At 41.1% G+C, this 12,121-nt stretch carries 6 protein-coding genes; all 6 read right to left on the reverse strand.

Annotated elements, in window-relative coordinates:
• Window positions 1-487 precede the first annotated feature (487 nt).
• A complete protein-coding gene (locus GVJ38_RS03915) occupies window positions 488-1,231 on the reverse strand; it encodes a response regulator transcription factor (RefSeq protein WP_159721868.1) in 744 nt (247 codons plus the stop codon).
• Window positions 1,232-1,289: 58 nt separating this feature from the next.
• Entirely contained in the window at window positions 1,290-2,543 is a 1,254-nt protein-coding gene (locus GVJ38_RS03920) for a sensor histidine kinase (protein WP_159721869.1), read from the reverse strand.
• Between the two features lie 1,401 nt (window positions 2,544-3,944).
• Window positions 3,945-6,248: an InlB B-repeat-containing protein gene (locus GVJ38_RS03925; RefSeq protein ID WP_159721870.1), complete on the reverse strand. Its 2,304-nt coding sequence runs from the start codon at window positions 6,246-6,248 to the stop codon at window positions 3,945-3,947.
• 209 nt (window positions 6,249-6,457) lie between these two features.
• Window positions 6,458-8,842: an InlB B-repeat-containing protein gene (locus GVJ38_RS03930; protein WP_159721871.1), complete on the reverse strand. Its 2,385-nt coding sequence runs from the start codon at window positions 8,840-8,842 to the stop codon at window positions 6,458-6,460.
• 193 nt (window positions 8,843-9,035) lie between these two features.
• A complete protein-coding gene (locus tag GVJ38_RS03935; RefSeq protein ID WP_159721872.1) occupies window positions 9,036-11,396 on the reverse strand; it encodes an InlB B-repeat-containing protein in 2,361 nt (786 codons plus the stop codon).
• Window positions 11,397-11,542: 146 nt separating this feature from the next.
• Window positions 11,543-12,106: a YpiB family protein gene (locus tag GVJ38_RS03940; RefSeq protein ID WP_159721873.1), complete on the reverse strand. Its 564-nt coding sequence runs from the start codon at window positions 12,104-12,106 to the stop codon at window positions 11,543-11,545.
• Window positions 12,107-12,121 lie beyond the last annotated feature (15 nt).

Here is a 12,121-nt window from a genome sequence, read left to right on the forward strand (position 1 = left end):
GTTGTCAAGTACCGCAGAGCATAGATAAACACCGTTTCAAGCAGTTAATAATGGCTTGAGACGGTGTTTTCTTTTTGAAAAATTATTTAATTGGGTTAATTCTAATTTCTATCATCAAATCCTATCAGGAACTTTTCCGTTCTTCTATAACCAGCTAATTTATTTAAATTCATTGTGGCAAAAACAAGCATCACACAATATTGATATTTTTAACAATCTACGAAGCCTTTTCCAACGTAAGCCATGTTTTTCTTTTCCACCTGAGAAAACTAGCTCAATAATCTCTTTTCAGCTTTGTCTGAGAACGGATGTAAAACCAAAATAATTTCTAAAATCTGTCGTTCGTTTACGAATCATACGCGAAACTCCTTGATATCACTGTATTGTTATTTATGCTGTACTAAAAAAGACTGTAAACTTAAATCATTTGCACAATTTTGTCTACAGTCTAATAAACTAGTTTGTATTCTTTCAAATAATGTACTGATTATTTTTTCAATAACTCTTTTATTTTTGAAGCCTTTCCAATCGAATAATGTCTTGCTACATTTGGTTCAAAATAGAGTTTTCGTGTTTTAAAATCAAACTCTTTCACCTGTCGAAGATTGGCTAAACATTTCCGACTCACGCGAAATAATTGCGGGTAGGACTCTGCTAACTCACTTAGTTTTCCATAAAATTCATATTGACCACTTTTGGTACGTAGCGCGACTCGATGGGGAAGTGTAGCAGATTCAACAAAATAGATTTCTTGCATAGCGACGGTAAAAGATTGTGAACCAATCGAAAATAGAAATGCTTGATCTTGATCAACCCTTGTCGCATCAATTCTTTGTTGAGCAAGAAGTAATAATTCGATAATTTCTGCCCGATAGCTCTCCAATGATTGATCTTTTACTACAAAGCCTAACGTTTCGACACGACGTTTCATTGTTAGCGGAATCAGTTCATCATGTGTCGTGATGAAAATAATTTTGGCTTGAACATCTTTTTCCCGAATCTCTTCTGCAAGATCAATTCCATTCATCGTATGATTTAAATCAATATCGAGAAAATAAATTCCCTGCTTCGGTTGGAAGTTTTCCAGATGTTTCGTCACTTCTAGCGGACTTTGGGTCTTTAGTTGGATCTCAAATAGCTCGTTATGAAAAAGGATAAAATTTTGAATAATGGTCTCTAATTGATTTAACTGAATTATTTGATCTTCACAAATGATAATTGGATAAGTCATCAGATCACCTCGGATATTTCATTAAAAGTAGCTGCGTAGAAAAGATCGTCTCTGTTTTTTAGTACTGAATAAACATATTCGGATTCTTTTTATTGAAGTCTTGAATGGTATGCAAACCTATACCTGAATGGCCTTCTTTGGTTGATAGTCCTTTTCTAGGTAATGCATCAATTGCGATAGCCGTTTGGTGATAGCTGTTTTCAATCAAAAACTCCAATTGAGATTCATCCTGATAGATCATTAAGGATAAGCTCATTTCATGGCTTTCTCTAGCTGCTTCGATGGCATTATCCAACAAAATTCCCATTATTCGCACACAGTCAAAAATTGGGATCGGAACGTCCGCTATTGCTTTTGAACATTCAAACTGACAAGAAACCTTTTGTTCATTGGCTTGATCAAATTTTGAAATCAAGAGACTTTTTAGATAATCATTTTTTAGATTGTTAAAATCACTATAATCAAACGGTTTATTCGAAAGATACGTTGCGGAATATACTTCAAGGTTAATTATTTGATTAAGTAATATTGAATTATTCTCCAGCTCCGCAGCTTCTTTCAAGCTTAATAATAGATTTTTATAGTCATGTCTAAATTTAATAAGTTGTTCTTGGCTTTGTTCCAATCGTTCAGTATATTTTTTCAAGCTAATCAACTGTTGTTGCTCCAGTTGTTGTCGGTAGTTCTCTTTTTGGCTAGTAAGCATTTTAAAAAATAGAAACAGTACGATCCCCGTTTGAATGACTAAAAAAACAATCAATCCTATAACAAAATGATCACAAGCATTATAATAGTGAGCAGCATAAGGAATTAAAAACAACATTAAGAACAGCATTAAAAACAGATAGAGCAGTAAAAAAGAGGTTGACTGAGAGCTATATTTTCCAACGAATGAATAGAGCTTCTTCTTATAAAAAAATAGATAACTACCTATGATTAGTGACTTAAAGAAAAGTTGGATAAAAACACGATTAAAGCCTACTGCATACTCGTCTGAAACAAAAAATAGTATGAGCATTGAGCTAAAAATAGAAACGATATAGGTAATGGACATACAGATAAGTAAGTCATTTAAAAGAACATAATCATTTTTCCCTTTTGTTTTTAATAATAAATAACTGAACAAGATAGGAATCATTTCCGCTAAGTCATTAAAGAACTGAGCCATAAAAGTAATCGGCAAACCACACATGGCAACTAGTACTCGCTTTTTACTAGTTCCTTGATTATTCACGGTTAAAAATAAGCCATAAAAAAATAGACTATCTATGAACAATCGTAAAACAGATATGTTTGACTCAATTTGAATCATTTAAAATAACTCCTTCCAATAGAAATTTATTAGAAGAAAATACAACTTCAACATTTTTAAGTAATATTTCCAGTCGGATTGACGTAATTTTTGCTGCTGTTCCTAGCTTTTATCAGTTTAAATTTTTTAGTATCTAGCAACTTTTTTAATTACGTTTTATTTTCTTAACTAATATCCTTTCGTAATTAATCAAATAGTCTGCCATAGATTTAAAATTAAAGGGAAAGAATTCCTGAACTCCAGTAAATCATTCCTGAATACCTATCTCGGGCCCATTTTTTTCGCTTAAGAAGAAAAACTACCGTGTTCAAGCAGAGAGAAATAAGTTATAATCTATTCGTTTTGTTCTGAAAAACAAGTAGAAGACGCGCTTGAAAGCCGGAAAAAGTAACTGGATTGACTATGAAAAAGTATAAATCGATTAGTAATAATGAATTGAGAAAATTTGATGGAAGTAAGAAAGCGCAGGAAGCTCAATTCCATTATCGAATTGGAGCTAAGTATCATCAGAAGTGTGTGTGTGTTTAGCTGGTGGCTAGAAAAAAGTGCCAAATTCCTAAATCAATAACTTGGACAAAAAGGCAAATGCTTGATCAAACGAATAAGACAATTTTTGTGATCGTCTCTTTATTCAGCAAAAAAACAGCTCTATAAACTGACTCGGAGCAAATAGATTGATGAGGAATAGAAAGCTATTTTGAGAATTATACAAAAATAACTTAAGAAATGGAACATTTTTTTAGCGCATAATCAAATAATCTTTATTTATTTTGAACTTTGCAGTAAAAGCCGACATTTCAAAGAAAATAGCATCTCGGTTTATTATTTCGACAGATCTAATTTTAATCAAGCCCAATCGCACTTGAATAAGTTGATTAGTAACCATTCTTTTTATTATAAATAAGCTATTCCTCAACTTGGCTAACCCTATCCTTGAGGAATTATTATCTCGGGGAAGTTGTATTGAGCTATTTAAGCCGCGAACATACTATGCCCCATCCATTAATAACTAACACCATGCTGTTTCCTTAGTTTCAGAATGGCCATATAATTTCAGAACGCTTTATTTTTGATGCAATAGTCGGTTATCTCTTTTACAAGGACTAATACATCTTTGCTTATATCGTCACTGTTTAATAAATATCACAATTATCTTAAATTAATTTAGCTTAAGGCCCATTTATTTCACTGATCAAAAAATTGAATGTGGCGGTCAGCTAGCTATTTCAATGTGCGTAATGATGGGCTAAGCACTGTACTTTTTGAAATTTATGTACTCAACCAATGAGTCTATCTTGCTTCAAAAATTAAACAAAAAAATCCCAAGCAACAGCTCGCACCGTTACTTGGGATTTTTGTTTCATTTACTTTTTTGCCACGGAAAAACTTACTCAATTCACTTTATTCCGCTCCTGCTGGTTCAACACCATAAAACGCGATGCCTTCATCTAACCAGCCTTGGCCTTCTAACCATTTGGCTTCCGCTTGGCTCTTGGTGAATAAATGGCTGCTGGAATCTTTGGCGTTTGGATTGAAGACGCGGTAGATGGGCACGGCTTTATTGGTTTCATCGGAATAAAACCCAATGCCTTCATCGCGCCAACCCGCTTTGACCACGTCATCGCGTTCCGGTACGTCTTTGGTGTAAAAATGCTCGCCGGAATTTGGATTGTAGACCCGATAAACTGGCGTGCCTTTTTTCGGTGTAGTCCACGCCGTCCCTTCATCTTTCCAACTTAACGAGATCAACCAATCCCGTTCTTGTGCACTTTTCGTATAGAAATGTTCACCGGAATTTGGATTGTACAATCGATACAACGGCTCTTGGCCAACATCTTCTGGCGTTTCTGATTTCCATTTGGCATACAACGTGAAATTCGTTTCGATCGGCTGATTGAAATCATAGGCTTTCGTTAACGCCGCGTCGGTGTACCAACCGTCAAAAGTATAACCTTTCTTCGTTGGGTCGGTTGGCTTTTGTAGCTGTTCGCCTTTTCGCACCGTTAACGGCGTAATACTTGAGCCGCCATTCACATCAAAGGTCACGGTCTCATGTTCCACTGGTGCTTCATTGTGCCGCCAACCAGCCTGCAAGGTCATGTTTTCGGTGACTGGTTTCGTGAAATCATAGGAATGATTCAGATCAGAACTCGGGAACCAACCTAAGAATGTATAATCCGCTCGTTTAGGATCGGCTGGTTTTTTCAGCGAATCCCCTTCGATTACCGTTTCGGAAAAGATTCTGCCGCCGCCAGCTGGATCAAAAGTTACGGTGTATTTGTCTTTGATTTGGAGGGTAAAATTTTTAGTGGTGCTCCCGTTATTGTTGATCGCTTTGATCGTGATCGGAAATGTTCCTGCTTCAGTCGGTGTACCTAGAAAGCGACCTTGTTTTTCATCAAAGCCCATGCCCTTTGGTAGATTGCCGGTCACTTCGTAGAGATACACGTCACTTTTGGCTACCACCGTCTCATTATAAGGCTCGCCAATCACGCCACTTGGCAAATCAGTCGTTTCAAACTGCGGTGCTAGTAAGACGCCGGGTTCGAATTTTTGATTCACTGCATCCCACTTAAATAAATAGTTTTGGGCGGCGTCGCCTTCCCCGATCGTTGCGATCCGATCTGCACCATTTTCTAAATAAAAATAAAAATTATGATCATCAGGGTGGTTATCGGTCAAAGTAAAAGCACTTTGTCCCGGTAATTGAACTTTTGTCGGCAACGAAATGTTGGTGGCATCCAGTGTCCCAAAACTGTGGTTCGCCGGCGCGATCGTATCGTAGTGCGTCGGATCAAGTTTGACACTGCCGCCGTTGATGGTCAGACTCGTTTTTATCGCGCCACCTGCTTGCTCCGGTGCATCGTCGGTAACGGTCAAAGTCCCGCCATTTACCACTGCCGATTCCGGATCTAATGAATAAATGCCATAGACGGAACCTTCACAAATCACTTGTCCACCATTAAGTTCAAACGAGGTTTTAGCTTGTTGGCCTAAGATCCCCATCCCGAGCTGACCGTTTAATGTCAGCTTGCCGCCATTTACTTGAAGCTGATTGGGTTCAGCTAGGTCGCCGGTATAGCCACCACTTGGAGCAGTAACTTTCATTTGCCCACTATTAAGGGTAATATTGCCGGACATTCCAGTCACAGTACTGGTGATTTGCATTGAGCTGTCTGCCGCACGATTGATGGTGAAATTTCCATTCAGTCCCACGGGCACAGCTGAAGCATCTCCCACTGCCGCAATTGCCAAAGTGCCGCTACCCGTGATGATCGCACTAGCTCCCGGCATCGTAGACAGCCCAGCATCAGTTATTTGCCCAGTCGTTGCACAATTACCGATAAAGTTTAAAATTTGTCCTGTCCCGGCACTGACTTTCATGCCGACATCGGTTTTGACATTGTCCAGCGTCAAGTTGACTGCCTCGGTCGTATTGATCACGATCCCTTGCGTACTACTAGTCGTGACGCCTGGTTTCATGCGAATCGTATACGTGCCGCCTTTAATAAATTCGACAACATGCATGCCTTGTTGATAACCGTCCTGATCCCCTTGAATCTCATAATCGCCAAATTCATGCCAGTCAGTCGTTGCCGCGTACGCCACGTGACTGTCGCTTGCGTGATCCAAGATTGGCAAGGCTGTGCTCAAGTGAAAACCTAATACTAAACTAGCCAATAAAATCGCTTTTCCACACTTCATTTTCTTCCTCCTTTACTGATGGCTTAAAAACATTACTCATTAATTAAATTACGTTCTAATTTGAGTATAGCAAAATTAACAAAAATTATGAATTGATTAGAATTTTTTGCTCTTCGCACACAAAAAATCCCAAGCAACAGCTCACACCGTTACTTGGGAAATTTTTATTTGATCGTCGGTTCGCCACGGAAAAACTTACTCGATTCACTTTATTCCGCTCCTGCTGGTTCAACACCGTAAAACGCGATGTTTTCATCCAGCCAGCCTTTAGTTGTTAGCCAATTGACTTCGGCTTGACTCTTTGTAAACAAGTGGCTGCTGGTATTTTGAGCGTTTGGATTGAAGACGCGATAGATCGGTACGGCTTTATTGGTTTCATCGGAATAAAACCCAATACCTTCATCGCGCCAACCCGCTTTGACTACATCATCGCGTTCCGCTGCATCTTTGGTGTAGAAATGCTCGCCGGAATTTGGATTGTACACCCGATAAACCGGCGTACCTTTTTTCGGTGTGATCCACGCGGTGCCTTCATCTTTCCAACTTAAGGAGATCAACCAATCCCGCTCTTGTGCACTTTTCGTGTAGAAATGTTCACCGGAATTTGGATTATACAGTCGATACAACGGCTCTTGGCCAGCATCTTCTGGCGTTTCTGATTTCCATTTGGCATATAATGTGAAATTCGTTTCGATCGGTTGATTGAAGTCATAGGCTTTCGTTAACGCCGCATCGGTATACCAACCATCAAAAGTATAACCTTTCTTCGTCGGGTCGGTTGGTTTTTGCAGGCGCTCGCCTTTTCTCACTGTTAGTGGCGTAATACTTGAGCCGCCATTGGAATCAAAAGTGATCGTCTCGTGTTCAATTGGTGCTTCATTGTGCCGCCAGCCAGCCTGCAAGGTCATGTTTTCGGTGACTGGTTTGGTGAAATCATACGAGTGATTCAGATCTTTTTCCGGGAACCAACCTAAAAACGTATAATCCGCTCGTTTGGGATCGGCTGGTTTTTTCAGCGAATCCCCTTCGATTACCGTTTCGGAAAAGATTCTGCCGCCACCTGCTGGATCAAAGGTCACGGTGTATTTGTTTTTGACCTGTAACGTGAAAGTTTTTTCGGTATCCCAACCAAGATTGTTGGCTTTGATCGTGACGGTGTAGGTCCCAGCTTCAGTCGGAGTCCCAGAAAGCGCGCCGGTTTTCGCATCAAAATTCATCCCGGTTGGCAACTTGCCATCCAGTTCATAACTGTCAGCGTTTTTAGCCGTGATTGTTTGATTGTACACATCACCCACAACCGCAGCTGGTAAATCCGTCGTGTCAAAGACTGGTTTCGGAATCAAAACGCCCGGTTCGAATTTCTGATTGGCGGCATCCCATTTGAATAAATATTTTTCCATTTGGTCGCCATCACCAATTGATGCGATCCGATTCGCACCATTTTCCAAGTAGAAATAAAAATTATTGTCATTTGGATGGTGGTCTGTCAATTCAAACGCTTTTTGTCCTGGCAATTGGACAGTTGTCGGCAACGTGATATTCGTTCCGTCTAACGTGCCAAAACTGTGATTTACCGGCGCGATTGTACCATAGTGATCAAAATTGAATTTAACACTACCACCATTGATATTGAAATTAGGTTTTGGCTGATCTGCTATCCAATCCCAATCTTCCCCATCGCGCAATGTAAGAGTTCCACCATTAATAGCAACTTTTGTAGCACTATCAGCTGATAATCCAATAATAGCACCATCGCTTATCACTTCTCCGCCGTTCATTTCAAATGTACTACCATTAATGATTTGAATTCCTGCAGATATATGCTCAAGATCACCCAGTTGAACTTTCCCACCATTGATCTGGAGCTTTTTAGTAGATGTAGAAGAATACTCTGTAGATTTGTAACACGAATCACCCATCACTTTAATATTTCCACTATTAATTGTAGCATTTCCTTCTATCCCAAATACAGCACCCTGTGCTTCCATCAATCCAGTTGGACCACGATTAATCGTCACTTGTCCACTACCGTCATAGTTCGGACCATCATCAGCACCATCAATTCCTCGAGCATAACCTGTCTCTGGAGCGCCAGAAAATATCAATGGGTCATTCCCACGAATTTCAACAGAAGTCCCATTGTAAGTCGTCAAACCACTTTGAGACCCTCTGATTTGACAGTCCCCAACAAAATCTAGGACGTGCCCCACTCCATTAAATACTCGAATCCCTGATAACGTACCGCTGTCTTTCAAGGTTTGAATCTTAACTTGATCAAAGGTCAAATTAACCGGCTCATCCGATTTAATATAGATACCAGTCAAACTATTTTTAATTTGATCAACATTTTTGATTGTGTAATTTCCACCTTTAGTAAAAACTAACGGTGGAGATTTTGGATACTTCCCCGAGTCATCTAATGTAAAGCCACTCGGATCACCTTGCACCTCAAAATCTCCAATTTGCTTCCACTCGTCTTCTGCCGCATACGCCACATGACTACCACTTACTTGATTTGATCCTGGCACGAACATACTCAACTGAAATCCCAATACCAAACTAGCTAATAAAATAAATTTTCCTTTATACTGCATTCCGTTTCCGCCTCCTTCTTTCAATGCTACCTCTACCTTTTAGAAAACGCTAGTTACTTTTTTAACTAAACTATTAATTAAATTATATCAAAGTGAATTAAAATTATGAATTGATTAGAATTTTTTGCTCTTCGCACACAAAAAATCCCAAGCAACAGCTCGCACCATTACTTGGGAAAATTTTATTTTAACTTTATTCCGCTCCTGCTGGTTCAACACCGTAAAACGCGATGTTTTCATCCAGCCAGCCTTTCGTTGTCAGCCCATTGACTTCGGCTTGACTCTTCGTAAATAAGTGGCTGCTCGTGTTTTTAGCGTTTGGATTAAAGACGCGGTAGATCGGTACGGCCTTATTGGTTTCATCAGAATAAAAACCGATGCCTTCATCGCGCCAACCGGCTTTGACTACGTCATCACGTTCCGCTGCGTCTTTGGTGTAGAAATGTTCACCGGAATTTGGATTATACACGCGATAAACGGGCGTGCCTTTTTTCGGTGTGATCCACGCGGTGCCTTCATCTTTCCAACTTAATGAGATCAACCAATCTCGTTCTTTTGCACTTTTCGTGTAGAAGTGTTCACCGGAATTTGGATTGTACAACCGATACAACGGCTCTTGGCCAGCATCTTCTGGGGTCTCTGATTTCCATTTGGCATATAATGTGAAGTTCGTTTCGATGGGCTGACTGAAATCATAGGCTTTCGTCAATGCCGCATCGGTGTACCAACCATCAAAGGTGTAGCCTTTCTTTGTTGGGTCGGTTGGCTTTTGTAGCTGTTCGCCTTTTCTGACGGTGAGTGGCGCGACACTCGAGCCGCCATTGGAATCAAAAGTGATCGTCTCGTGTTCAATCGGCGCTTCATTGTGGCGCCAACCCGCATGTAACGTCATATTTTCCGTGACAGGTTTGGTGAAATCATAGGAGTGATTCAGATCTTTTTCCGGGAACCAACCTAAGAATGTATAATCCGCTCGTTTAGGATCGGCTGGTTTTTTCAGCGAATCCCCTTCGACTACTGTTTCGGAAAAGATCTTGCCGCCACCTGCTGGATCAAAGGTCACAGTGTATTTATCTTTGACCTCAAGTACATAACCAGCGGTCAGATCCCAGCCAGCATTGTGAGCGATGATTTTAAAATCAAACGTGCCCGCTTGCGTCGGTGTTCCAGAAAGCACGCCGGTTTTTGAATCAAAATTCATCCCGGTTGGCAACTTGCCATCCAGCTCATAACTGTCCGCATTTTTAGCCGTGATCGTTTGATTGTACGCATCACCCACAACCGTTGCTGGTAAATCCGTCGTGTCAAATACTGGTTTCGGAATCAAAACGCCCGGTTCGAATTTTTGATTGGCGGCATCCCATTTGAACAAATAGTGCTGCTCCGCATCGCCTGTCCCAATCTTCGCTACTCGATCCGCGCCATTTTCCAAGTAGAAATAAAAATTATTATCGTCTGGATGGTGATCTGTCAATTCAAACGCTTTTTGTCCCGGCAGCTGGACAGTTGTCGGCAACGTGATATTCGTTCCATCTAACGTGCCGAAGCTGTGATTTGTCGGTAGTAAGTTATAATGGGTCGGGTCGAGTTTGACACTGCCGCCGTTGATCTGCAAGCTTGGTTTTTCCCCACCAAATGTTTCAACCGCTTCTTGATAACGCGGGCCATCAACTAGCGTCAACGTTCCACCATTGACTGTCGCCGCATCAGATGCATTACCAACAGTAACTAGCCCAGCAGCAGTTCCCGTACAGGTCACTTGTCCGCCATTTATTTCAAAACTACTGGGCTGCTTACCTGACATATTTAGCAACGTTACACCTGCTGCATCTGAATCAGCACCTAGCTGGACTTTTCCACCATTGATGGTGAGTTTCGATTGTGGAACATCTTGATAAGGGTAGCCCCCCATGAAACCTGCGCCATTTCCAAAAGAAGACGCGGCGATATTGCCACTGTTGATGGTGATCGTCCCCGCTAGACCACTAGCCGAACCTTGTGCGGTCATCACGCCATTAGGACCACGTGCAATCGCGACATTATTGCCTTTCAACCCTGCTGTTGGGTTAGCAACGATATCATCATATTCTCCACCTTGAGTCAGCAGTGGATCATCACCTTTCAAGGTCAAGTTTTCACCTTGAATCCCTGCTTTATTGCCATAAATATCACTATCTCGCTCCATCGTGATGGTACTGGGAGCCTTCCCGCTAGTCACTAGTGGCGTCTCCGAACCTCGCATGATCGTGTACATGTTTAACGTCAAATCAACGGCGCCATTATCCGTGTTGACATCGACTGTGGGGCCATTTGAAACTTGTTGCCGAATTGCATAATTCCCGCCTTTTTTGATCTTCACTGAATAGATTTCTGCCTCATAGCCAGATGGGTCACCTTTGATCTGGTAACCGCCTTCATCTTGCCATGTGTCTGATGTTGCCGTAGCCTCCACTTGACTTGTAGCGCCTTCACTCCAATTAAATAGTTGAACGGTTCCAAACAAGAGAAGTCCGAACATCCCGGTTGTCAATGCAATCTGTTTCCCTTTTCTCATCATTTTGCCACCTCACTTCATAGTTTATTCATTAAGTGTAGCAAATTTTAATCTTTTTTTGAATTAATTTGAATGACGTGATGATTTTCAGACACAAAAAAACCACCCCAACGCTTGTGAATTTCAGTTGCGCGGGGCGGTTACAGTTATTGATTTTTCGTCAGCAGTTCCGAGCGTTGCAATTGCAAACGGTTGACCTCATCAGACAGTTCCAAAAACGCTTCGTGGTCACCATTTTCCAACGCAGTATCGATCTGATGGTAAACTAGTTTGATCTTTGCCTCCAGCTCTTCCAGCGCCAAGTAAGCTTCCACTTCACTGACGATCGACTCGCTGACTTGGTCATTCCAAGACGCTTCGGGATTGTCTTCCAAAACGGACAAATAACGTTCATTTTGCCACGCGTTGGGGAAACTGCATTCTAAATACAGCGGCTGCTGCCAGTGGAGACGGATCTCGTGAAAGATCTGGTCGCTGTTGTGAAAAGCTTGCCCTTGGATAAACAGCGTCATCGCGTCATCTTTTTGTGTGATATCCCGCAAAAGCAGTCCGCGCTTGGTGACATCGACTTGCTCGGTGATATGAACATTTTTCAAAATCGCTTCGTGGTTGATCAAGTAGTTCAAGATCCAGATGACTTCCCGGCGCTTAAAAGATACATTATTGATCAACCAAACGAGAAATTCGCGTTTTTCCGCAACATCAATCATCTGATCCACTCCTCT

Source organism: Enterococcus sp. CSURQ0835, assembly GCF_902706605.1.
Classification (GTDB): domain Bacteria; phylum Bacillota; class Bacilli; order Lactobacillales; family Enterococcaceae; genus Enterococcus_A.

Bases quoted from the DNA above. Each gene is read 5' to 3' on its own strand.
- GVJ38_RS03915 (WP_159721868.1), bottom strand. From the start codon at position 1,231: ATGACTTATCCAATTATCATTTGTGAAGATCAAATAATTCAGTTAAAT.
- GVJ38_RS03920 (WP_159721869.1), bottom strand. From the start codon at position 2,543: ATGATTCAAATTGAGTCAAACATATCTGTTTTACGATTGTTCATAGAT.
- GVJ38_RS03925 (WP_159721870.1), bottom strand. From the start codon at position 6,248: ATGAAGTGTGGAAAAGCGATTTTATTGGCTAGTTTAGTATTAGGTTTT.
- GVJ38_RS03930 (WP_159721871.1), bottom strand. From the start codon at position 8,842: ATGCAGTATAAAGGAAAATTTATTTTATTAGCTAGTTTGGTATTGGGA.
- GVJ38_RS03935 (WP_159721872.1), bottom strand. From the start codon at position 11,396: ATGAGAAAAGGGAAACAGATTGCATTGACAACCGGGATGTTCGGACTT.
- GVJ38_RS03940 (WP_159721873.1), bottom strand. From the start codon at position 12,106: ATGATTGATGTTGCGGAAAAACGCGAATTTCTCGTTTGGTTGATCAAT.